This is a genomic window from Microbulbifer variabilis (assembly GCF_056232115.1).
The window spans coordinates 1,218,504-1,241,389 of the sequence record NZ_CP174325.1 but is presented as its reverse complement, the minus strand read 5'-3'; the positions used below and the strand labels follow the sequence as shown (position 1 = coordinate 1,241,389).

The following is a 22,886-nucleotide window of genomic DNA, read 5'->3' as shown; positions in this document are numbered from 1 at the left end:
GGGGCCTTGGAGATTATGTTTGGCTCCAGATGAAATACAGGGCAGACGACTTTATTTAAGATGACTAAGATAGTACTAAAAATCTCCTTTTGACATTCCATCTGACATGGTTTTTCTGTATATAGATTGCACTGTTGCGGGCCAGGGAGGCCCTAGCGAACTATGATATTCTGGCTTGTTCTGATACTCCTGTTGATTTTGATCTGGCTTGTCTGGATGGCATTTTTTAGTCCCAGCCTGAGCCGAAATGAGTTATCCGAATACTCCTTTAATCAGTTATCAATGGAAAATGGATTCTCAGTAAATTATCGAGAAATAGGACCAGAGGGACATCCGGTACTTTTATGCTTTCACGGTGGTGGGGATTCGCTTAGTGCCTGGAATGATTGGGTTAAGATTCTCTCTGAAGATTATCATTTAATTCTGGTGGACTTACCCGGACACGGCTTGACTGACCCTCTTCCGGGCGGAACTTATACACCAAAGCATTTTGCTGATTTTATTGCGAAATTTATCGAGGCAATGAAACTCGAGAAGTTCGTGATGATTGGTCACTCGTTCGGAGGCAATAGTGTTTTACGTTATCTGATCGAACATCCAGACACTGTTGAGGCTGCAATCCTTGTGTCGCCTGGAGGCTATAGGTGTGATAAGGGACTGGAGATGCCAACCGGTATGGCTCGTTTTGTTATCAGTCACTGGGGGCGACACTTGGTCTCACATCTGGGTAGCCGTGGTCTGATACGTAGAATACTGCACTCCAAGATGTTTTACGATCCGCACGCTTTGTCAGAGACATTGGTAGAGCGCATATACCTACTTTCCCGTTATGAAAAAAACCGGGGAACAGCTCTTAATTTGGTGGCTAATGCCAGTGTAAATTTTCAACCGCTTAATGGTCTTGAAAATATAAAAACTCCCACTCTATTCATTTGGGGCGCAGATGATCAAATTATTCCCTTGGAAGTGGGTCGTTATTTTTCAGACAAAATACCTGGCAGCCAATTGATAACTTATGAAAATATCGGGCATATGGCCCATGTTGAAAATGCAAAAATCAGTGCCGATGATACAATTAAATTTATTAAAGGGTTGCAATGATTTGTGTTGAATTAGAAACCAACTAAAAATTCAGTGGATGCCTGTCTTGAGTTCATTTTTTATTTTGATGGTAGATTGAAATCGTATTTGGGTTGTTTGTCTAATAGAGGCCAGTAAACATCTGATCTGTTGAGTATAAATTGCTTTTAATATTCATGTAGTTAACTTTAAGGTGAGCGCTTTGTTTGCTTTTTGAAAATCAAGTCCTGATAAGAATAAATGAATAAAAAATTATATTTTCATTAATTAAACAGCTTTCTGCACGATCAGATGGTTTCTGATTAGGCTGCTATAAAATATATGCCATGCTTCACAGAATGCCGAAAACGCCCCTCTATAATTCGCCCCAATTTTCTAAAAAGTACAACATGTTATTGGGGCTGACATGAATGATTCCTTCAAGCTAATAACAGCTATCTGTTTGTCCGTTCTCTTGACTGCCTGCGGGGGCGGCGGAGGCGGTTCTGATAGTGAGAAAGATAATAATCCTGGCATCATTGATAATAATGGTGGTGGCATGCCTGATCCTGATCCTGATCCTGATCCTGATCCTGATCCTGATCCTGATCCTGATCCTGATCCTGATCCTGATCCTGATCCTGATCCCGATCCCGATCCCGATCCCGATCCCGATCCCGATCCCGATCCCGATCCCGATCCCATTAGTGGTGGTGAAGGTAGCGTTAGCGAGGATAATGAGACTTCTACCTCTGGCAAGTTGATTGATAGTGTTGATGCCGAGCAAACTTTTGAAAAGCTTAATGAATGGGGAAAATACGGTCTGCTTGATGTTTCTCTTGATGGTACCTGGAGCTATACCCTGGATGCGGGCCTGGCTGACCCCTTGAGTGCTGATGAATTGGCAATTGATGAATTTATGGTTGGTGTTGGAACAGGTGATGACATTACATTAATTACTATTCAGGTGACAGGTGCTGATGATGTTTACACTTTTAGCCCCGAATCCCCTCTTGCCACTTTGCTCGTGGGGAGCAGTGCAGATGCCAAGGGTACTCTGACAATCATAGATGTCGACGGCAATACCCCGGGATTTGTTGAGAGTAGCAGTGCTGGGAATTACGGTGATTTTAGGATTACCGGTGTTGGTGATTGGGAATATACCCTAAATGACAAAGCACATAGTCTCAGTGCGGGGGATGCAGTCACAGATACCATCACTTTCACATTAACTGATGGTGCAGAACAATCCGTTGTTTTTTCTGTTGTTACTGTTGATCCTAATGGCAATGGATCCTTTGAGTTCTCAGTGGAACAGAAGCGTGTAATGCTGGATACCCATAATGAGTATCGTGAGAGATGTGCTAAGGGTGAGGCCGGTGAGGGGGACAATGCCCCCAAAAGCGCCGGTAATATGCAGACTCTTTTCTGGGATAATGCCTTGGCTAAAGTGGCGAAAGAAAGAGCATCAGCTTGTTACTTTGGTCACTTAAATGGAGCTGCTGGTATTCGAGAGGCTTTTGAGAAAGTTAAAGACGAAGTTTCTTTCGTTCTTCCTGTTGGTAATATTGCAATTGGAGAAAATGTTTCAATTTACATATCTAACCCACCAGCGTCGCAATATGATGCTGACCATTGGGGCGGATCAGTTAAATCCTGGTATGCTGAAAGCCACGCTTATGACTGGGATGCGATGCGATGTCACGATGACACCTGCGGGCATTGGGCCCAAGTATGTCATGGGGAAACTCGTTATGTAGGCTGTGCTGTGGCAGAGTGCGATAGTGTTATAGGCTCCAATAACCCTGCCTACAATGATGGCGCACATGTTTTAGTCTGTAATTATTTCCCTGCGTTGAATCAGGCTGAGATACCTTTCACTGATAACTATGGTTTTGATACTTGTAGAACCTGTATTAATTATGATATTCCTTTCTGTGTTGACAATATGTGTACTGGTGGAAAGTCAACAAACTGGAATGCCTCGAAAAAGAGAGATAAGTATGTTGATCAATGTACCGACGGCTTAGGTAGGGATATAGTACCCTGTACTTTTGGTAACCATCCACCGCCCGCTCAAGTTACAGGGTTTAAATATACAGTTTCTGATAAGCAGGTAAAATTATCCTGGAATGAAACCATCAAAAATGGTGGCGTACTTCACTATAAGATCTTTCGTGGCGAGGAGCTTATAGATAAAACACGTCAATTATCCTATAAGGATTCTGATGTGGAGCAGGGTGCTAATTATCGATATAAAATTATTGCGATAGACCATGCTGGTCAAGAAGGCTTACCCGCCTATTTAGATGTAAGTGCTAATTAAAATTAGTAAAGAGTAAAAATAATTTGATTTGAGAGCTGGGGGAAGCCAATATGTGGTCGAGTTCAAGCTCTCAATTCATGATTGATTGGAAATTATACTAGCCGAATATTGTTTGTGCCTTTTTACTGTGGAATCCTGAATCAAGACTTTCTTATAAATTCTACTGGATAAAAATTACTTTACTATAGGGTATTGGCTGCTTGTTGTATAAGAAACTATTTTTGATTCTAATGAAATATCCAATGTGTATTTATTTGCAGAATATTCGCCTTTCTGATTTCTTATCATAACCCACTTTAATCGTTTGCAAGCTTTTGAAGCTTTCAATCGAGTTGGTATTTGGCTAAAAAATCCACTTTTCCCTAACATTAACTTTTCCCTATGGCTGAGAATAGCTGCCGAGAAAACGTACACTGGTAACTGTTGCAGTTTTAAAGCCTTGCTAGCTAAAATATCTTTAGTACCCCTAATTTTCACCACCTCTTGAAATAAAAATTCGCTAGCTAAAGAACAAGAATATTAGTTGGACTAAGGTTATGAGGCTTTGGGGTTATATTTTGAAATATAATTTCAATTGCTTTATCACTTGATAAGGGTTAGCTTTCCTTTAAAAGGCAATCGATAGGATTTGTAATGGATAAAAAAAGGCCGCAGAGCGGCCCAGTTGGGGGGATGAAGCTTATTTTGTCTGCACCAAATCGTAGTTACTTAGAGCTGGGATAGCTTTATGTATTTCTGTCTCTAATTGATCGATAGTCTCCAGTGACGTGCAAAGTTGTTCTGCTTTCTGCTCAATCACATCTGCACGCTGTTCTACCATTCGTTCTGCGTCTTTTGTCACTTGTTCTTCGATGCTGTGACCTCCGGTAAATACCGCTTTCAGGGCATGCCAGGCAATGGTTCCAGCGGACTCCTTGGCCAATCGTTCTATACGAGGTTCAAATTCCGTTGAAATAGTCTCGTCGACAAAATTTCCGATTTCGGAAGCTCCCAGCTGGTATATTTCTCCTTCGCGGTTTAAGCGCTCTTCGGTACGCTGCAACAGGTCTGCAGAAAACTGCTGGAGTTCCAGGGTATCCGGGTGATCTGGGCCTGCTAGGGCGGTAATTGCGATGGATAAGCCATTCATGGCGATATCTACCGCCTCCAGGGTAATCAACAGGGTATCACGCCCGGCCACATGCAACTGTTGCCGGTATTCCTGCATCAGGAGTTGCTGCTGGGGAGTGAGAGAGGTTTGATTGCCATCCACCAGAAGCCGATCTGGAGAGTTGAAGTACACCAGCTGCTGGTCGTCATCCTCCGGCGTCACTATAAAGAAATCTGGGCCGACACTTACTGAGTAGTCCAGTGATACATTGCAGTCATCGGTATGGATTTCAATTTTGTCATGCGCCTGGGCAGCTGTGCCCAGACCGATAAGAGCCGAGATTGCGAGCGGTTTCCACATATCAAGTGCCTCTGTTATTTAACCTTTCACCCTTTGACGCTGCTTCTGTGGGGAACAGATGCGGTAAGCTGAAAAAATTATCTGATTGATTTTCAAGCGATATTGGGAGTTATCGCTTTGGAATTAAGTGATAACCTTGCCGGCGGTCCAGGTGTCCGCTGTGTCGCCGCAGAGGCACGCTATAAAATTCAATAAAAATGAGGGTAGGAAATGTCGTTAGGTAGGCTCTTGGTGGCATTGTATCTGGTGTTGTGTGGCACAACTGTACAGGCGAAGGATATTGTCGATTACACAGCGGATATGCGTAAATACGGTGGATATCATGACTTCTATTGGGATGTAAGTACTGGTCGTGTACTGTTACAAGTGGAGGAGTTTGAGCGCGAGTTTTTACTCCTCACTGGCTTGGCCCAGGGGCTTGGTTCGAACCCGGTAGGACTGGATCGCAACCAGATTGGCGAGAGCCGCCTGGTAAAATTCCAGCGAGTTGGCAACAAGGTGCTGCTGCACCAGCTAAATGCCCGCTATCGTGCCACCTCTAGTAATCCTGCCGAGCGTCGTGCAGTGGAGGAGGCTTTTGCCTCCTCGGTGCTGTGGGGCTTTGAGGTGATGGCACAGGGCAGTGATGGTGTTCTGATTGACTTTACCCCTTTCCTGCTGAGCGATCAGCATGGTATTGCTGTGCGCCTCCGGCAGGCTGAGCAGGGTAATTACTCTGTGGATAAGTCAAAGTCCGCCGTTTACCTTCCGCGCACAAAGAATTTTCCCAAAAACAGCGAATTTGAAGTGCAGCTGACTTTTACCGGTGCCAAACCAGGTAAATATCTGCGCGAAGTGGTACCAACTCCAACCCTGGTAACCCTGCGCCAACATATTTCGTTGATTGAATTGCCGGACAAGAAATACCAACCTCGCCAATTCCATAGCCGTAGTGGCTACTTTCCCTTTGCATATCGGGATTACGCCAGCGCTATTGACCAACCCTTGGACCAGCGCTTTATCTATCGTCATCGCCTGGAGAAGAAGCCGGGTAGTAATGAGGTAGTCGAACCGATTGTGTACTACGTGGATTCGGGGGTGCCAGAGCCCGTGCGCAGTGCTCTCGTCGAAGGTGCGAGCTGGTGGAGTCAGGCCTTTACCGCGGCGGGCTATAAAGATGCTTTCCGGGTCGAGATTTTGCCCGAGGATGTAGATCCGTTGGATGTACGCTACAACGTCATCAATTGGGTGCACCGCTCTACCCGAGGCTGGTCTTATGGGTACTCGGTTTTTGATCCTCGTAGCGGAGAGATTCTCAAAGGCAATGTCACCCTGGGCTCTTTGCGTGTGCGCCAGGACTTCCTGATAGCCCAGGGGTTACTGCAACCCTATGTCGGCGAATCTGCAGATACAGAGTCCCTCAAGGCGATGGCTCTGGCGCGTATACGTCAGTTGTCTGCCCACGAGGTTGGCCATACGCTGGGTTTGGCTCACAACTTTGCTGCCAGCACTAAGGGGCGTGCATCGGTGATGGACTACCCGGCACCATTGGTGTCTCTGGTACACACTGATATGGATTTGGATAAGGCTTATGCCACTGGAATCGGTGTTTGGGATAAGTTGGCAGTTCGCTATGGTTATGGCACTGGCAAAGATGAACAGGAGTTCCTGGATTCAGTGATCCGAGAGGCGAAGGAGCAAAAATTGCGCTTTATTTCAGATCCGGATTCCCGTGCAATCAACAATGCGCATGCGGTATCCCATCTTTGGGATAATGGTAATGATCCACTGGTTGAGTTTGACCGTATGGTGGAGTTGCGCCGCCATGCCCTGAACAACTTTTCTACTGCAGCCAATCCGAAATCTGCTCCCCGCTCTGATCTGGAGGAAACACTGGTGCCGGTTTATTACGGGCATCGCTATCAGGCAGAAGCCGTGGGTAAATTGATTGGTGGCCTGGATTACGATTACCTCTATAACGACGCTGAACAAAATAGCTATACCCTGGTGCCGGCAGAGCGTCAGCAGCAGGCCATTGATACTTTACTGGGGACTCTCTCCCCTGAGTTCCTGGCATTGCCGGAGCAGGTATTACAATTAATTCCGCCCAAATCTTATGGCTATGAGCGCACTGCGGAGAGCTTCCCTTCTTATACCGGTGTTGCCTTTGATACGGTGGCACTCGGTGAAGCGGCAGCTGGCCATACCCTCTCAATTCTTATGGATCCTCAGCGGGCTGCGCGAATGAATCAGCAAAGCGCCCGTAGCAGCGAAATTCCAGGCTTTACACAGGTGTTGAATCAGCTCACTTCTATGGCACTGCAGAGTGAGCAGTATTCGGGCCTGCAGGCAGTTATTCACCAGCGAGTGAACCATGTCTATATACAGCGCTTAATGTTGCTTGCCAGTGACAGGAAAGCAGCCGAATCTGTGCGGGCCAAGGCCCAGCTTGAGCTGGCCACTTTTCAGCAGGCTCTGGGTCAGAAAAAGCTCTTTGGTGAGGATCCGCAAGGATACAGTGCCCACTACTATTTCCAGGCAAAACGTATCGAGGCTTTTATGCGTGGTGAGCTGGAAGTAAAAGCCGAAGATATCAAGGCGATGCCACCGGGTTCGCCAATTTAATTGAGATAGTGGGAAATAAAAAAGTGTTTGAAAAAGCCCCCAATACTCATTGGGGGGCTTTTATTTCTCACTTCTCAACTACGTACAAACTGAGATTTCCTGATCCAGTGATTGCCGCGATATTTTCGGGTGGGGGCTGTGGTTTTCTTTGCCCAGAAGAAGTTGCGGTTGAATTGAAATTCCACTTCATAACCTTCCGCCAAAGCAGCCAATGGCATTGCCTGCCAGCTGGTCTGACGGCGCTTGCTGGTTGCCTCCAGTAGATACTCCTGGCCATCTACGATGGCAACCACCCAGGCATGCCCCTGGCCATTGTGGGTACCCAGCGCTACCCTTGCATCCACACCCAATTCAATCAGCCAGTCGGCGAGTAAAATGGCATGGTCTTCACAGTCTCCGCGTTTCTGGTAATAGGCCTGGCGGGATGTCTGCCAGATATCAGACAGTCCGGCGTATTGTTGATGGTCATACTGGTATTGTTTATTCATAGCCAGCGTATACAGGGGTACCCATAGTTGTCGAGTTTTAAAGGGTTTAAAACCCACGAGGTAGCTGTTGGCAAAGTGGTGTTGCTGATCCAGGCCCCTGGCTGATGCAGTTACCGCTTCGAGTCCCTGCCAGTTCCAAATGGAAACATGGGCGCTTTCTTCCAGTGTTCGCCTGGCGACTACTTTCTGGATTGTCTCTTCTGCCAGCGGGTAGCTGGTCCCAGTAACCTTTACAACCCCATACTGGCGATCCTCAATAAGGCTGGTATTTACACCATAAGTTCTACCATTAGAGGCAAGTGGCTCACCTGGAACACCTTTTATCTTCTGGCCCTGCACTGTATTGCGTAACACCTCCGGCAACATTAACAGTGTTGAAACAATCAATAGCGGAGCTATCCACTTGCGCATGGAGCTTCCTCCTACCCTTTCAGGCCAAAGGAGATGATGATGGCCACAAAGATTAAAATTGTAGAAGCGAAAATGGATACAGCGATATTACCATTCTTGAGTTCACCCTCTATATCTACGGTGCGCAAGAGCTTCTTATCGATAGTAATTAGCGCGGCAATGCCGATAAATAGCGCGAGTAAGGTGTAGATCAGATTTATGCCAAGATTAAAAAAAGTGGCAGTGATAAATTCCAGCTGCATTTGCCCACCAAGTAAACAGTATTTTTTATAGCGTACCAAATCAAAATGGGACTGACCCATATTTCATGTTGAGGGATAATATCATATTTTTGTTTTCTAGTGCGTCTTGCTGTTTTTATCTGGTTGCAATATCTTGATTATTTTGTTGATTTGTTTTTGGAATAAATATGCGTTATTTATCTGTACTGGGACTAATAGCATCATTGCTGCTTCTGGCGGCATGCGCGGATCGAGTTGAGGTGCCTCCAGCACATGTGGGTAAAATTCTTACTAAGAATGGTTATAAACCAGAGGTGGTACCCCCTTCCAAGTTCCGCTTAGATATTTGCATTTTTTACTGCGACAGGCTTGTCACCATGACAATTGCAGATTTTGGGCATGTGGAAAAATTCAAGGTTTTTATGCCCAAAGATCAACTCAATATGAGCTTTGATATCCGCATGACCGGGGCTATTAATAATGCAGCGATTGATCATGTCTTTGATCGAATTCCACCGGTGAATGGCAACATTTCAGTTAACCATGTATATGGTACCTATGCCCAACCGGTAATTAGAGATGTGATACGTGCAGTTGTAGCCAAGTACTCTATTAATGAGATCGCTTCCAGCCGGGAATCTCTCAGCCACGAGCTTTTCAATGAAGTCTCCAAAGCATTGGAGGGCACTCCAATTGTCGTTAAACGCCTAGGTATTGCTGATGTACAGTTTCCCAAAGTGATTACCCAAGCCAAGGAGCGAGCAGCAGAACGACGTGAATTGATTGAGCAGGAGAAGGCTCAGTTTGAGATCCAGAAGATCCAAATGGAGCGGGATTTGGAGCGAGAGAAAATGAATCGAGCTATTGCCCGCGAGAAGGCGATCGGACAGAAAGAAGTAAATGATTTATTGGCTAAATCAGTGACTGACAAATATCTCTCCTATCGGACCCTGGAGGTCCTGGATAAGATGGCGGCATCCAACAACAAGGTTTTCTTGCCGGTTGAAGCCCTGGGAACGATTGGGTTACAGCATGCTGTATTTAGTGATCAGGTAAAGCGGGTGGCAGGAAATAAGTGATCTGGTAATTAGCTAATTAATTATGATTGGCTCTCTATCAGTTGGCACGAGTTAATCTTCAAAGTTGCTCTAAGAGTATAGATAAAAGATTGTAAAAGTGGCACCAAGTTATTCTCGGTGCCATATATTCTGAAGTTTTTTGTTAATTATCTATTTCTGTCATTTCATTCAGGGTAAATTCTTCTACAGCACCTTTTGTGGCAGCCATATACTCCTGTAAGTGGGTGTTGTTCATATGGGTTTGCCACAGATCGCGGCTTTGCCAGTTTTCATAAAAAAGAAAATGAGCAGGATTGTCGTTATCCTGGTGTAAATTGTAATTCACACAACCTTCTTCTGTTCGTGTGGTATTGATCAGCTTTAAAAGCTCAGATTTTACCAGGTCAACCTGATCAGCTTTGGCTTTAATATTGGCAACTATTGTTAGTCTGCTCATGATGTAGCTCCGAAATCCTCTTGATTAAAAGTTTATAATGGTTGCTTGCTTAAGTGCAGCCCCATCTTTATCAATCGTTTTTACCTGATATCAATACAAATACCTCTTCAGAGGCCTTGTTTTGCCTCGGACTACTACGGCTGTATTGATGAAGTGAGTGTATTTTAGAAGTAGCTTTACTTTTTGAAAACGCTACAATCTTTGAATCTTTATCAAAAAATAATTGATAATATGCTGATTGAAGACTTAAAAGTCATACTTAAAGTAGCTGAATTTTGCAGTATTACTGCCGCTGCGGCAAGCCTCGATATGCTTACGGCAACGGCGAGCGCAGCAGTTAAGCGTGTCGAGAATGCCCTGGGGGCAGACTTGTTTATTCGGACGACGCGGCAGCTGAGGCTTTCGGGCGCAGGAGAGCGCTTTATTCCGAAGTGTGAGGAAGCATTGTTGATGCTTGATCTGGCCAAACAAGATCTAAAGGAGGGCAGTGCGGAAGTTAGCGGTGACCTGCGCATTGGTGTTTCCTCGGATTTTGGGCGTAATCTGGTTTCGCCCTGGCTTGATGAATTTCAGGACAGGCACCCGGGGATAAACTTGAAAGTGAATATCAGCGATAGCCAAGTGGACTTTTATCGTGACCCTGTGGATATCGCCCTGCGTTATGGGCCACCGGGGGATGCAAACCTTTATGGTTTCAAAATTTGTGATGTGCCGCGCTTACTGTGTGCAGCTCCCAATTATTTGGATCGGCAGAGTATCCCTAAGCATCCCCGGGATCTTACTAGCCATAATGGTCTTTTCTATCAATTACACGGGATCATTCATAATAAATGGGAATTTTCTCATAAAGAAAAGATATTCAAGGTACAAATGAGCGGTAATTGCTCTTCCAATGATGGGGATTTGGTTCGCCGCTGGTGTGTAGCGGGTAAGGGGCTGGCGATAAAATCCTGCCTGGATATGTCTTCAGATTTACTGGATGGAAAAGTGGTCCCTTTGATGGCCAACTATTTACCTAAGTCTACCGAATTATGGCTTGTTTGCCCTGGCAGGCAAACAATTACACCTGCAGTTCGTATTATTAGGGACACCATTCGGGAAAAATGTATTGGGATTTTGTTGCAGCTGGTTAGTAAAAAAATTCTATCGGAAGGGGCTGTTAAAAATATAGATTCAAAGTATTAAATAATAGGGTTTTTCTAAAGTTGAAATTATTGTTGGTCTGTTAGAGAGAGGGCTGCCCCTCTCTCCAATTTCCTGAGCTTATTGCTTTAAGCTAGATTGCACCAGTACAGCCATTCGTTGCCAAGTAGTCGTAAGCCGCCTTGGCTTGTACTAATCCATAGCCATAAGCATTATCGCGACCGGAGTCCCCCAGATCTTCTGCAGTTGCAGTCAGGGCTGTACGTATCTCGGTATTACTACAGCTGGGAAAGTGGCTCCAAACAAGAGCGGCAACACCCGCTACGTGAGGAGTTGCCATAGAAGTGCCATTGAAGTACTCGTAATCACTGGCTTGGTTAGCCAAACTAGCGCTGGCTCCGAGTTGTCCCAGTAGGGCGTTGCCATCGCTATCAGAGATGCCTATAGATGGGATGTTGGTGACGGTTTCACCCAGAGTTGCGCTGGAGAGTAAACCGGCTTCATTATTGTAGATCACCGCGGCAATACCACCGCCGGCCTCACAGTTCAATACTTTGTCTGCAAAACTGATATTACCGCGCTCAATCAAACATATCTTACCTGAAGCGCTATTACAGGCAGATTCACCGGTGTCGCAATTTTCGAGTGCACCTGTAATATCGCCCAAGGGGGAGCCTGAAATAGGTGCAGCCTCGATCTCAACACCTGCCACGTTCAAAGAGGAGGCTCTTCCGGTGCCGGTCGGAACTGAGGAGAGGACCTGTACTCCAGGTGCGGAGAGCTCTACCTGGTTGGTTTGCTGGGATGATGCCCAGATCTCTTTATTGCTGTCGAGTGCGCCAACAGAAACTACAGAATCATAAGAGGCAGGGTAGGAGTGCTGCGTATTTCCGTCATTGCCTGCTGCTGCAACAGATAAAATGCCACGGCTGTTCAGGCTATTGAATGTACGCCTTTCGAAGAAATTAAATCGCTCTCCACCAAGGCTCATATTAATAACGTTAGCACCGTTGTCCGCACAAACTTCCGCTGCAGCCATCAGGGAGGATGAATAGGCCCAGCCATCACCACCAAACACTTTGACAATGTGAAGATTGATGTTACTGCTTGGCATGACACCAACAACACCCGTGTCATTATTCATTGCTGCAATAGTGCCGGCGACATGAGTGCCATGACCACTTTGATCTTCATACCAGTTCCCGGCGCCACTTGGATCGCTACTACCGGTTACCGCATTACCGGAAAGGTCTTCATGCGCTATATCGTAGCCAGAGTCAATGATACAGACAGTTCGGTTGCCGGCTTGAGTATCCCCGAGCTGATCTGCTTGTACCATGGGTATGCCAAAGGGTACTTGCTGGGACATTGGGTACCGTTTGACATCTTCCTCGATGAATTCGATATTTGGGTTTTTTCGCAAGGCTTGCAGTGCTTTCTCAGGAAGGTGTGCTGCCATGGCATTTTGCCTGCGGATATCCAGGGCTTTGCGTCCACCTCGCGCACGCATTTGGGACTTTACTGTTTCACCTTTACCTTGCTTAAAGGTAATAATATAGCGTTTGTCTTCGGCATTCGCGTGATTTGCTATGGACATAGTCAATACACTTGTAGCGACCAGTGATACAATGTTCTTCATTATTTGCTCCTGAATGAGTAATTATTTTAGTTATTTTCTCGATGATTTAATCTGTGTGAGAATTATTTTTATCTTTGGAGGTTCAGAAAAATATTAGTTTTTGGTGAAGTGATTGTATGCCAGCTTATGAATGTATTGCAAAGTGAAAAACTGAATTTGGTTTTCTGGAAAAAATAATTGAGATAGTTGCTGTTTGATTCGTCTAGTCGCTAGCTTTTACTGTTGAGTTAATAAGTGCTTACTTGTTTTTATAATTAATCTCATGATAGATCTTTAGGTGTTGCGGATATCGGTTTTTCATTCGTGGCAATGTTTTGATTCTTATTTTCCAGTCCGTAAGTTTTTTCTATAAAATATAAAGCTTGGTTAAGAATCTATATCTTTCAGTTATAAATGCATTTTATATACTTATGCAAAGAATAGAGGTGTGTTAATTTTTTTGCTAAAAACCATTTTTATTTTTACGCCTGTATCTTATTGACATGTAAGAAAATAGGTTGCTAAGTTTTTGCGTTTTAATGTGGTTGTTTGAAGGTGGCTAATCTCCAAATTTTAAAATTCTTAAACTCTAGAAAATATTTTAACGATCGGAATAGAGGGGGAAGTAGTCCCCCTCTTTTTTTTGAGATTTTTAGACGAGATTAAATTGATCCAGCGCAACCATTCGCTTGTAAATAATTATAAGCTGCCTTGGCTTGTACCAAGCCATAGCCATAAGCATTGTCCCGGCCGGACTCACCCAGATCCTCCGCTGTTGCCCATAGCGCGGCACGAATTTCGGAGTTACTACAGCTTGGGAAGTGGCTCCAAACAAGAGCCGCAACACCGGCCACATGGGGAGTTGCCATGGAGGTACCATTAAAATAGGCATAGTCCATCGCTTCGGTTTCGATAGTAGCGCTCGCCCCCAGTTGTGTTAGCAGTGCAGCCCCATCAGCGTCAGAGATTCCCACCGAAGGAATGTGGGTCTCAACTCCTCCATGAGTGCCAAATAGCAGCCCTGGTTCATTGTTGTAGATGACGGCTCCAATACCTCCACCAGCTTCGCAATTAAGGACTTTTTCAGCAAAGCTAATATTGCCGCGCTGAATCAGACAGATTTTACCTGCTGCACTGATGCAAGCTGATTCGGCAGTGCCACAACTCTCTAGCGCGCCGCTGATAGTGGCAATGGGAGTGCCTGTCATAGCTGCAGCTTCTACTTCAACACCAGATACTTCTAGTGAGGCAGCCTGGCCGCTACCTGTAGGAATAGAGGATAAAACCTGTACCCCTGGGCCAGCAAGCTCAACTTGATTGGTCTGTTGGGAAAAACCAGCAATTTGCTTGTTACTGTCGATTGCAGCTACAGAAACTACTGAGCTATAGGATGCCGGGTAGCTATGACGAGTATTTCCATCATTACCTGCAGCAGCAACAGACAAAATGCCGCGTTTGTTGAGGCTGTCAAAGCCACGTCTTTCAAAGAAATTGGGTCTATCGCCGCCTAGGCTCATATTAATAACGTTTGCACCATTCTCTGCACATACCTCTGCGGCGGCGATTAGTGAAGAGGAATAGGCCCAGCCATCAGCCCCAAAAACTTTAACGATATGTAGATTGATATTACTACTAGGTAAAACACCTACAACACCTGAGTCGTTATTCATAGCGGCGATAGTGCCTGCCACATGTGTGCCGTGACCACTCTGGTCTTCGTACCAGTTACCTGTACCTTCGGGATCATTGGTACCATTCACCGCGTTGCCAGAGAGATCCTCGTGAGCCAGGTCGTAGCCTGAGTCAATAATACAGACTGTACGATTACCTGCCTGTAGGTCAGTAAGCTGATCTGCTTGTACCATAGGAATACCGTAGGGGGTTTCCTGGGATAAAGCATAACGCTTCATGTCTTCCTCAATAAATGCAATATTTGGATTTCTGCGTAGGGCCATTACAGCTTCGGCAGGTAGATGAGCAGCCATGGCATTGTGCCGGTTTAATTCCAAAGCCTTACGGCCGCCATTTTCTTTTACCAGAGACCTAACCGTTTCTTCTTTACCGTCTTTAAATGTGACGATATAGCGTTTTTCTTCGGCCATAGCGGAGGTTGCTAAGGATAAAGCCAGGACGCTGCTGGCAAGTGCTGGAAGAGATTTTTTCATTTGTCACTCCTTTAACAGAATTTATTTTTTTAGTGGAAGGGTAAAATCCTTTAAGGAAGTAAATCCCGCCCCTCCCAGTTATGAAAATAACAACCTTTTCCTATTTGAGAAATAAAAAACAGCACTTTCTGAATTTAATTTTCCTTGAAAGTAAAAATTGAGATTTGACGCCAGATTCATTGAGATTTATTTGTTCTAAAACGTTATGTATATTGGCTTATAGGCAGTGGTAACTTATGGGGGAATGGATTGCTTTGAGGTGGGCTGTTAACGCAATCAGACCCCTCTAAATCAGGAGTCTGACTGTCTGAATTAATTTTTAATACTAATTGCTTACTTTAGTTTAGGCATCCCTTCACTATCTAGTTCGGTAATTGGACCAATATCAAGTTCTCGAATACCATTTTCTATCTTTTCCTTGTCTCCAACGATCACCCAGGTAAATTGATCTGGTTTAATTGTTTGCTTGGCAAGGTTATGCACAGATTCAAGGTCTACACCGCGAATTTTAGCTGCATAGCTATCCATGTAATCCAAGGGGCGATCATAAGTAACTATACTAACAATCTCACCAGATACAGCTCTAATAGTTTCAAAGCGCCCGGGTAATTCATTTACCCGCTTGCTTTTAATCTTTTCAAGTTCTTTCTCACGTGCAGGGTTATCGCCGATATAAGCGTAAAGTTCCTTCTGAAGCTCTTTGAGAGACTCGCTGGTTTTGTCAGTTTGGACCGGTGCGTAAACCATCAGTGGTTGCTGCCCCTTAGCGCCAGTCATAAAGGAGTAGGCACCATAGGCCCAGTGCTTGTCTTCACGCAAATTCATGTTGAGACGTGCTGTAAATGTGCCACCAAAGATATCATTCATCACATGCAATGCTTCGCGTTCTGCTATTTTTTCAGAGGGGGCCAATAGGCCACCAATGATAATTGTCTGCTCGGCTCCAGGTTTATCGATAATATAAATACTAGATTTTTCTGGGTGTGCAGTTTGAGATAGATTTTTCTCTGGTAATGGGTTTTCTGGTGCGCGCCAATCAGCAAAGTGCCGCTCCATCTTTTGGGTTAATTCATCCAGAGTAATATCACCCACAACGATCAAAGTGGCATTATCCGGGCGTAACCAGGTTTGATGGTAATTCAATAAGTCATCCCGGTTCAGTGACGTGATCGAATCCTCTGTACCGGAGCCTGTGAGTGGTGCGCTGTAGGCGTGATCTTTACCATAGAGAAGCGGCGGCAGGCTACGTAGAGCCATTTCCATTGGGCGAGTTTTCTCTTGCTGGATAGAAGCAATCCAGCGGGTGCGTTTTCTCTCAATTTCATCATCAGAGAAAGCTGGGTTCATTACTATGTCGGCGAATAAATCCATGGAATCATCAATATTTACTTTTAATGCATTCAAGCGAATAGTTGAAGTGTCGATAGCTGCATATGAGCTAATACGTGCTCCAAGGATTTCCTCTTTTGCACTGATTTCAAGTGCGTTTAGTTTGCCTGTACCCTCTTTTAACATAGACATCGCATAACTTGATGTACCAAGCTTACTACCTTGATCTGCGGCATAGCCGGCATCAAATTGAAGGCGCATGTCTACGACTGGTACTGAGTCACGCTCAGCCAACACTATTTTGAGCCCGTTGGGAAGTTCGGCTGTTTGCAACTTGGGGAATGGGACACTGGGGAAGTCGCCGGTTTCAGGCAACTTGGACCTATCTGCGCCAGTCTCTGCGGTTGTGTATTCAGGGAATGGGTGGACTTCTAAATTGTAGTCGCCACTAGAAAGCCACTTTTGCGCGGCAACCTGAACCTGCTGTGGAGTGATTTTTTGTTTTTCTCCCAGTGCTTCTAGGTAGGCATTGGGATTGTTTAAATAGAGTTCACCGCGTGCAAGAATAACTCCTTTGCCACTCCAGCCCCCTATCTGTTCCAAGTTGCGAGCGAAGGATGCGTACTCGCTCATATTAATGCGGGACAGCTCTTCTGGAGTCGGGCCCTCTTTTAGGAAGCGCTGCAACTCTTCATCTATGGCTTTTTCAATTGTTGAGAGCTCTATACCGGGCTTTGCATTTGCAGTAATTGGGAAAATTGAGGACAGTTCAAACTCATGTACCCCAACACTGACATCGGTGGCAATTTGATCTTGGTATACCAATCGTTTATACAGCCGTGAGTTTTTCCCATCACCAAGTACCGCTGCTGCAAGTGCAATTGCATTGGCATCTTCATGAGCAAGGTTAGGTGTATTCCAGACCTTATAGAGTCGCGGTTGAGCAACGCGATCAAACATCTGCTCGCGGCTAGACTGATCTCGTTTAGCGATCCACGCTTTCTTTTTGATTAATGGCGGGCCAGAAGGAATATCACCAAAATATTTACTGGCCTTTTCTTTAGCTGTTTCGACATCAATATCCCCGGCTAATACCAGTACAGTGTTAGCTGCGCCGTAATATTGCTTAAACCATTCATGGACATCATCCAGGGTAGCCGCATTTAGGTCTTCCATAGAGCCGATAGTGGTCCAGGAATAGGGGTGGCCAGCTGGGTATATTGCTTTTTGCATACGTTCCCAAACTTTGCCATAAGGTTGATTTTGCCCTTGGCGTTTTTCGTTTTGAACCACACCGCGCTGTTCGTCAAGTTTTTCCTGGGTGATTACTCCGAGCAAGTGGCCCATACGGTCAGACTCCATCCATAGAGCCATATCCAGGGCATTACTTGGTACTGTTTCAAAGTAGTTGGTACGGTCTAGCCAAGTGGTACCGTTCATACCGGTAGCACCTGCTAGCTCAAAAGGTTTGAAGTATTCGTCGTTGTAATTTTCTGAGCCGTTAAACATTAAATGTTCGAATAGGTGGGCAAAACCGGTGCGCCCGGGTTTTTCATCTTTAGACCCTACATGGTACCAGACACCCACGGATACAATCGGTGCTTTTCGGTCCTCATGAACAATAACGCGCAGGCCATTCGGTAAGGTAAATTTTTCATATTTGATATTTAAGGGGGTAATTGTGCTCTTAGGCACAGTAATGCTTGACTCAACTTTGGATTGAGCACTTTCGTTATTTTTCGGGGCTTCACCACAAGCAGATATCGCAAGTGATAACGCTAAAGGCACACTGTACTTTCGTACAATTTTCATAGAAATTTCCTTGTCGAATCATCCTAAGTGGCTGCCAACAATGGTGGAGAACTAGTGAGATTGGCTGCTCTAGAAATAATAAACCAGAAATTATTATTTATATTTTATTCTGGTGATGATCTTTGGGAGGGGCCAAACCAATTGGTTCACTCCCTACCCCCTGCATATGGCAAGGGGCTTCCGATTAGGATTTTATATCTATTCGAGGGGGAGTTGGCAAACCTGGTGGGTTGGTAGTAGAAAAGTAGATACTTTGATTGGCTAGAAAACCGGTATTAGTATGCTTGACGGATGATATCGATACCCGGTGTTATCGCCCGGTTCCATGCGGCTTCAACTTCCGGGGAAAAGTCGTTGTCATGTTGGCGCAGTGTAGCTATCAATGCATCCAGCCATAACCGATACCACTCAGGGCGAATATTGTAGCCATCGCGATCATGACTTTTTCCCAGTGCGCGCAGTTTGGTGTCTGACATTCCACGAGAATAGAGGACAAGCTGCATAATGCCATTGCGTAGCAGGTGTCGTTGCGCCTTCATATCGGTATTGGCAAACAGATTGCGAATATCAGCAGAGCTACCCATGAAGCGGTCGTAAAAGTCGACAAAGAATTGTTCGTTATTACAGCAACGTCCATAACTTTGGAAAACAATATCACTGTCCGATCGTTCCATACCTATTGGATCTCCATAGTTTTTCCGCCGGTGGCGTACCACAGGCTGGATCTTGTGTAGTAGTGCTTTAGGGGGCAGCGATTCTAGCGGGACCGTTACCAAGCGAAAAGTATTGATGTATCAATAATTTAGTTACTGCTCGACAAGTTCTTGGACTCTAGATCTGACTATTTAGTCGAGAGTTGAGTTTGGCCATTCAGCAGAGGATTTGGCAAATCAGCAGGGTAAAATGGGCTGGCTGACTTCCCCTGACTAGATACACCTCGGAGTATGGGTTGTGCATCAAGCTCATCGTTTCGAGCTGCCCTATTTGGCGTATGGTGTCTGCATCAGAGAGCCTTTTGAGTTTTTTATGCCCTGGATTGCATCGATATGGGCTGAGTCTTTACCTGTTATGAACCGGGAGACTGTACCAGCACCTCTCCAAGCCAGAATTCTTGGTGAATTAACGGCGCTTTTACGGGTTTTCCTGTCGGCAACGGTGGAGTGCTGTTGATATACTCCGCGCCCATATTTTCAGTTAATCGAAGTAGGAGAGGATTGGCGAATGGCGGTCAAACTGATGACAGATCTGGACCTGGCGGGTAAGCGCCTACTTATACGCGAGGACTTGAATGTACCTGTAAAAGACGGTCAGGTGACTTCTGATGCTCGGATCCGTGCGGCACTCCCGACGATCCAGGCCGCTATTGATGCTGGCGCCAAAGTGTTACTGATGTCTCACCTTGGACGCCCGACTGAGGGCGAGTATGCAGAGGAGTTTTCCCTGGCCCCGGTTGCCGCCCATCTTGGTCAACTGCTGGATCGTAAAGTGGCCCTGATCAAGGAGTGGCGGGAAGGTGTTGAGCTGGCTGATGGTGAGGTCGCACTGTTGGAAAATGTGCGTTTTAACGAGGGTGAAAAGAAAGACAGTGAAGAGCTGGCCAAAGCTTATGCTGCTTTGTGCGATGTCTTTGTTATGGATGCATTTGGCACTGCCCACCGTGCCCAAGCCTCTACCCATGGAGTTGCCAAGTTTGCCCCGATTGCATGCGCTGGTCCCCTTCTTGCTGCTGAATTAGATGCCTTGGAAAAGACCCTGGCCGAGCCGGCGCGCCCATTGGTAGCAATCGTTGGTGGCTCTAAGGTATCGACCAAACTCACAGTGCTGGAGAGTTTGGCTGACAAGGTGGACCAGCTGATTGTTGGTGGCGGTATAGCCAATACTTTCCTTGCTGCCAGCGGTAAACCAGTAGGTAAATCCCTATGTGAGCATGATTTGGTGGGTACAGCCAAAAGCCTGATGCAAAAGTGCGATATCCCTGTTCCTGTGGATGTTGTCACCGGCAAAGAGTTTAGCGAAGCAGCTGCTGCTGAGACGAAGTCTGCCGATGCCGTAGCTGAGGACGATATGATCTTTGATATCGGTCCTCAGTCCTCTGGAAAGCTGGCAGAGATCCTTAAAGATGCCAAGACGATTATTTGGAACGGCCCCGTAGGTGTGTTCGAATTTGACCAGTTCGGTGCTGGTACCGAGCACTTGTCCATGGCCATCGCCGATAGCAGTGCCTTCTCCATCGCCGGTGGTGGTGACACATTGGCTGCAGTGGATAAATACGGTATTGCCGATAAGGTGTCTTATATCTCCACTGGCGGCGGTGCCTTCCTGGAGTATGTAGAAGGTAAGAAGCTTCCGGCAGTGGCGATACTTGAGTCACGTGCTGACGACTGAGATAAACCGGAATAACGCCTGCCTGAGTTAACCGGTGGGTGATAAAAGCAAAAAATTAAAATTACTACGAGTAGACGAGAAAGGAATTAACTATGGCTCTTATCAGCCTGCGCCAATTGCTGGACCATGCCGCTGAGCACGGTTACGGCGTACCCGCATTTAACGTCAATAACCTGGAGCAAATGCGTGCGATTATGGAGGCGGCCAAAGAGACCGACTCTCCGGTGATCGTTCAGGCTTCTGCCGGTGCGCGCAAATATGCTGGCGCACCCTTCTTGCGCCACTTGATCCTGGCCGCTATTGAAGAGTTCCCGGAAATCCCGGTGGTAATGCACCAAGACCACGGTACCAGCCCGGCGGTTTGTCAGCGTTCTATCCAGTTGGGCTTCAGCTCTGTAATGATGGACGGTTCCCTGCGCGAAGATGGCAAAACTCCAGCTTCATATGAATACAACGTCGATGTTACACAGCGTGCGGTTCATATGGCTCATGCTTGCGGTGTTTCTGTTGAAGGTGAGTTGGGCTGTCTGGGTTCCCTGGAAACCGGTATGGCGGGTGAAGAGGACGGTGTCGGTGCTGAAGGTAAACTGTCTCATGACCAGCTGTTGACTGATCCAGAAGAAGCGGCAGATTTTGTGCAAAAAACCAAAGTGGATGCCCTGGCAATTGCCTGTGGTACCAGCCACGGTGCTTATAAGTTCACTCGTCCGCCCACAGGGGATATTCTCGCTATCGATCGAATCAAGGAAATCCATGCGCGTATCCCGGGTACCCATTTGGTGATGCATGGCTCCTCTTCTGTACCCCAGGAATGGCTGGCGGTGATCAATGAGTTTGGTGGTGAAATCCCTGAAACTTACGGCGTGCCGGTTGAACAGATTTGTGAAGGCATCAAATACGGCGTACGCAAGGTCAACATTGATACCGACTTACGTCTCGCTTCTACCGGTGCGACCCGCCGCTTCCTGGCTGAGAACCCATCCGAGTTCGATCCACGTAAATTCTACAAAGCCGCTTTGCAGGCGATGAAAGACATTTGCGTAGCGCGTTATGAAGCTTTCGGTACCGCTGGCCAGGCAAGCAAGATTCGCCCGCTGAGCCTTGATGCTATGAGCCAACGCTATGCTGTCGGTGAGTTGGAACCGCAAATTAAGTAAGCAGTTACTCTCTCTGAAGGCGATGAAAGGCGGGCCTAAAGCCCGCCTTTTTGCATTTAAGCTCCCTGTCCGTTCACAGCATCACTTCCACCCCGGCAAAAATGCAGTACCATTAGTCCAATGGAAACCTTGCAAGACATCAGCACCTACGAAAGCAGCCCGGTGATTAAGCGCCCGGACTATACGGCGCTGCGTCAAAAGTTGCCGCACCTAGACTTTGCCAATGATGCGGCACCATTGCTGACGGAAATGCAGGATTACCGAAATTTTTACGATTTACACTTTCCCCTTGCCCATAAAACTGGAGTTGGCACTTTCAATGCCGCCGGTTTTGAGTTGGTGTCCCAGTATTGGTTAGTTGAGAACCCTCGTGGCACCTTATTTATTTGCCATGGTTATTTTGATCACACTGGCATTTATGGGCCCGCCATTCGCTTCGGGCTTGAGCGAAATCTGAATGTGGTAATATTTGATTTTCCCGGCCATGGCCTCTCTAGCGGAGAGCGAGTAGCTATCCAGACTTTTTTACAATATCGCCAGGTATTTGATCAGCTTTTATCTGTAGCTGAGGGGAAATTACCCAAGCCTTGGCATGCCTTGGGGCAGAGCACTGGTGGTGCGGCCTTACTAGCACATTTGCAGTACAGTCGTCGGCAGCCATTGGATAAAGTTTTTCTGCTGGCTCCCCTTGTGCGCCCTGCAAATTGGCACTTTGTAAAGTGGAAGTATTATTTAGGACGCCTGTTTATCAGTGAGCCAAGTCGTGAGTTTAATATCAATACCCATGATGCGGAGTTCTCTCGACGCCAAGCACTACGCGATCCTCTGCAGTCACAGGTGATCTCCATGTGTTGGCTTGGTGCTATGGTGGACTGGATAAGAACATTTCCCAAAACTGCACGTAACCCCCGTAAAATTCTTGTAGTCCAGGGTACGGGAGATGGAACTGTTGATTGGCGCTACGATATGCGTGCAATCCGGGACCGATTCCCCCACTGCCATCGAGTGTTGATTCGTGGGGCCCGTCATCAAATGATCAATGAGACCCAGCCTTATCGACACCAGATATTGGCGGCACTGGATGACTGGTTGAATCAATAGATTACTCTAGAGACTTTTAGCTTAGATTTTTAGCCAATTATTACCCGCCACGACTGTGTATTTAAAAAGCTAATGATTTTCTATTGAGTAGAATTTTAATCG

General features: G+C 46.1%; 17 protein-coding genes. 8 read left to right on the top strand and 9 right to left on the bottom strand.

Features of this window, described 5'->3' with window-relative positions:
- Positions 1-216: 216 nt before the first annotated feature.
- Positions 217-1,101 (top strand): alpha/beta fold hydrolase, encoded by an 885-nt coding sequence (locus tag ACJJI7_RS05335; RefSeq protein ID WP_282952201.1) that lies wholly within the window; start codon positions 217-219, stop codon positions 1,099-1,101.
- A gap of 385 nt (positions 1,102-1,486) precedes the next feature.
- Positions 1,487-3,385, top strand: a complete 1,899-nt coding sequence (locus ACJJI7_RS05330; protein WP_444902491.1) for a VCBS domain-containing protein — start codon at positions 1,487-1,489, stop codon at positions 3,383-3,385.
- Between the two features lie 174 nt (positions 3,386-3,559).
- Here the strand turns inward: ACJJI7_RS05330 and ACJJI7_RS05325 are convergent, their stop codons facing one another.
- Positions 3,560-3,862, bottom strand: a complete 303-nt coding sequence (locus ACJJI7_RS05325) for a hypothetical protein (RefSeq protein ID WP_444902492.1) — start codon at positions 3,860-3,862, stop codon at positions 3,560-3,562.
- 202 nt (positions 3,863-4,064) lie between these two features.
- Entirely contained in the window at positions 4,065-4,835 is a 771-nt protein-coding gene (locus ACJJI7_RS05320) for a DUF2884 family protein (protein WP_444902493.1), read from the bottom strand.
- 210 nt (positions 4,836-5,045) lie between these two features.
- Here ACJJI7_RS05320 and ACJJI7_RS05315 point away from each other — a divergent pair, with 210 nt between their 5' ends.
- Complete coding sequence (locus ACJJI7_RS05315) at positions 5,046-7,439, top strand: zinc-dependent metalloprotease (RefSeq protein WP_444902494.1); 2,394 nt, start codon at positions 5,046-5,048, stop codon at positions 7,437-7,439.
- A 74-nt stretch (positions 7,440-7,513) separates the two neighbouring features.
- Here the strand turns inward: ACJJI7_RS05315 and ACJJI7_RS05310 are convergent, their stop codons facing one another.
- Together ACJJI7_RS05310 and ACJJI7_RS05305 are read right to left on the bottom strand one after the other, a co-directional pair.
- Positions 7,514-8,338 (bottom strand): transglutaminase domain-containing protein, encoded by an 825-nt coding sequence (locus tag ACJJI7_RS05310; protein ID WP_020414181.1) that lies wholly within the window; start codon positions 8,336-8,338, stop codon positions 7,514-7,516.
- A gap of 11 nt (positions 8,339-8,349) precedes the next feature.
- On the bottom strand, positions 8,350-8,580 hold the full coding sequence (locus tag ACJJI7_RS05305; protein WP_143730198.1) for a DUF350 domain-containing protein: 231 nt from the start codon (positions 8,578-8,580) through the stop codon (positions 8,350-8,352).
- A gap of 356 nt (positions 8,581-8,936) precedes the next feature.
- Between ACJJI7_RS05305 and ACJJI7_RS05300 the strand changes: the two genes are divergently transcribed.
- A complete protein-coding gene (locus ACJJI7_RS05300; RefSeq protein ID WP_282952205.1) occupies positions 8,937-9,638 on the top strand; it encodes an SPFH domain-containing protein in 702 nt (233 codons plus the stop codon).
- Positions 9,639-9,780: 142 nt separating this feature from the next.
- Here ACJJI7_RS05300 and ACJJI7_RS05295 read toward each other — a convergent pair whose 3' ends face one another.
- Positions 9,781-10,074, bottom strand: a complete 294-nt coding sequence (locus ACJJI7_RS05295; RefSeq protein WP_020414184.1) for a putative quinol monooxygenase — start codon at positions 10,072-10,074, stop codon at positions 9,781-9,783.
- A gap of 231 nt (positions 10,075-10,305) precedes the next feature.
- Here ACJJI7_RS05295 and ACJJI7_RS05290 point away from each other — a divergent pair, with 231 nt between their 5' ends.
- Positions 10,306-11,259, top strand: coding sequence for a LysR family transcriptional regulator (locus ACJJI7_RS05290; RefSeq protein WP_444902495.1), 954 nt, complete (start codon positions 10,306-10,308; stop codon positions 11,257-11,259).
- 91 nt (positions 11,260-11,350) lie between these two features.
- Here ACJJI7_RS05290 and ACJJI7_RS05285 read toward each other — a convergent pair whose 3' ends face one another.
- The 4 genes from ACJJI7_RS05285 to ACJJI7_RS05270 all read right to left on the bottom strand — a co-directional run bounded on the left by ACJJI7_RS05285 (position 11,351) and on the right by ACJJI7_RS05270 (position 18,815).
- Complete coding sequence (locus ACJJI7_RS05285) at positions 11,351-12,856, bottom strand: S8 family serine peptidase (RefSeq protein WP_282952207.1); 1,506 nt, start codon at positions 12,854-12,856, stop codon at positions 11,351-11,353.
- 641 nt (positions 12,857-13,497) lie between these two features.
- On the bottom strand, positions 13,498-15,000 hold the full coding sequence (locus tag ACJJI7_RS05280; protein WP_444902496.1) for a S8 family serine peptidase: 1,503 nt from the start codon (positions 14,998-15,000) through the stop codon (positions 13,498-13,500).
- 333 nt (positions 15,001-15,333) lie between these two features.
- On the bottom strand, positions 15,334-18,141 hold the full coding sequence (locus tag ACJJI7_RS05275; protein WP_444902497.1) for a M16 family metallopeptidase: 2,808 nt from the start codon (positions 18,139-18,141) through the stop codon (positions 15,334-15,336).
- Positions 18,142-18,416: 275 nt separating this feature from the next.
- Positions 18,417-18,815: a globin gene (locus ACJJI7_RS05270; RefSeq protein WP_353375512.1), complete on the bottom strand. Its 399-nt coding sequence runs from the start codon at positions 18,813-18,815 to the stop codon at positions 18,417-18,419.
- A 547-nt stretch (positions 18,816-19,362) separates the two neighbouring features.
- On the opposite strand from ACJJI7_RS05270, the gene ACJJI7_RS05265 reads away from it, so the two are divergent.
- From ACJJI7_RS05265 to ACJJI7_RS05255, 3 genes are all read left to right on the top strand, one after another.
- Positions 19,363-20,526, top strand: a complete 1,164-nt coding sequence (locus ACJJI7_RS05265) for a phosphoglycerate kinase (RefSeq protein WP_444902498.1) — start codon at positions 19,363-19,365, stop codon at positions 20,524-20,526.
- Between the two features lie 92 nt (positions 20,527-20,618).
- The gene (gene fba, locus ACJJI7_RS05260; protein ID WP_444902499.1) at positions 20,619-21,683 is read left to right on the top strand and encodes a class II fructose-bisphosphate aldolase; all 1,065 of its coding nucleotides are present in this window, start codon (positions 20,619-20,621) and stop codon (positions 21,681-21,683) included.
- Between the two features lie 120 nt (positions 21,684-21,803).
- Positions 21,804-22,784, top strand: a complete 981-nt coding sequence (locus ACJJI7_RS05255) for an alpha/beta hydrolase (protein ID WP_020414193.1) — start codon at positions 21,804-21,806, stop codon at positions 22,782-22,784.
- Positions 22,785-22,886 lie beyond the last annotated feature (102 nt).

Bases quoted from the DNA above. Each gene is read 5' to 3' on its own strand.
- ACJJI7_RS05335 (WP_282952201.1), top strand. From the start codon at position 217: ATGGCATTTTTTAGTCCCAGCCTGAGCCGAAATGAGTTATCCGAATAC.
- ACJJI7_RS05330 (WP_444902491.1), top strand. From the start codon at position 1,487: ATGAATGATTCCTTCAAGCTAATAACAGCTATCTGTTTGTCCGTTCTC.
- ACJJI7_RS05320 (WP_444902493.1), bottom strand. From the start codon at position 4,835: ATGTGGAAACCGCTCGCAATCTCGGCTCTTATCGGTCTGGGCACAGCT.
- ACJJI7_RS05315 (WP_444902494.1), top strand. From the start codon at position 5,046: ATGTCGTTAGGTAGGCTCTTGGTGGCATTGTATCTGGTGTTGTGTGGC.
- ACJJI7_RS05310 (WP_020414181.1), bottom strand. From the start codon at position 8,338: ATGCGCAAGTGGATAGCTCCGCTATTGATTGTTTCAACACTGTTAATG.
- ACJJI7_RS05305 (WP_143730198.1), bottom strand. From the start codon at position 8,580: ATGCAGCTGGAATTTATCACTGCCACTTTTTTTAATCTTGGCATAAAT.
- ACJJI7_RS05300 (WP_282952205.1), top strand. From the start codon at position 8,937: ATGACAATTGCAGATTTTGGGCATGTGGAAAAATTCAAGGTTTTTATG.
- ACJJI7_RS05295 (WP_020414184.1), bottom strand. From the start codon at position 10,074: ATGAGCAGACTAACAATAGTTGCCAATATTAAAGCCAAAGCTGATCAG.
- ACJJI7_RS05290 (WP_444902495.1), top strand. From the start codon at position 10,306: ATGCTGATTGAAGACTTAAAAGTCATACTTAAAGTAGCTGAATTTTGC.
- ACJJI7_RS05285 (WP_282952207.1), bottom strand. From the start codon at position 12,856: ATGAAGAACATTGTATCACTGGTCGCTACAAGTGTATTGACTATGTCC.
- ACJJI7_RS05280 (WP_444902496.1), bottom strand. From the start codon at position 15,000: ATGAAAAAATCTCTTCCAGCACTTGCCAGCAGCGTCCTGGCTTTATCC.
- ACJJI7_RS05275 (WP_444902497.1), bottom strand. From the start codon at position 18,141: ATGAAAATTGTACGAAAGTACAGTGTGCCTTTAGCGTTATCACTTGCG.
- ACJJI7_RS05270 (WP_353375512.1), bottom strand. From the start codon at position 18,815: ATGGAACGATCGGACAGTGATATTGTTTTCCAAAGTTATGGACGTTGC.
- ACJJI7_RS05265 (WP_444902498.1), top strand. From the start codon at position 19,363: ATGGCGGTCAAACTGATGACAGATCTGGACCTGGCGGGTAAGCGCCTA.
- fba (WP_444902499.1), top strand. From the start codon at position 20,619: ATGGCTCTTATCAGCCTGCGCCAATTGCTGGACCATGCCGCTGAGCAC.
- ACJJI7_RS05255 (WP_020414193.1), top strand. From the start codon at position 21,804: ATGGAAACCTTGCAAGACATCAGCACCTACGAAAGCAGCCCGGTGATT.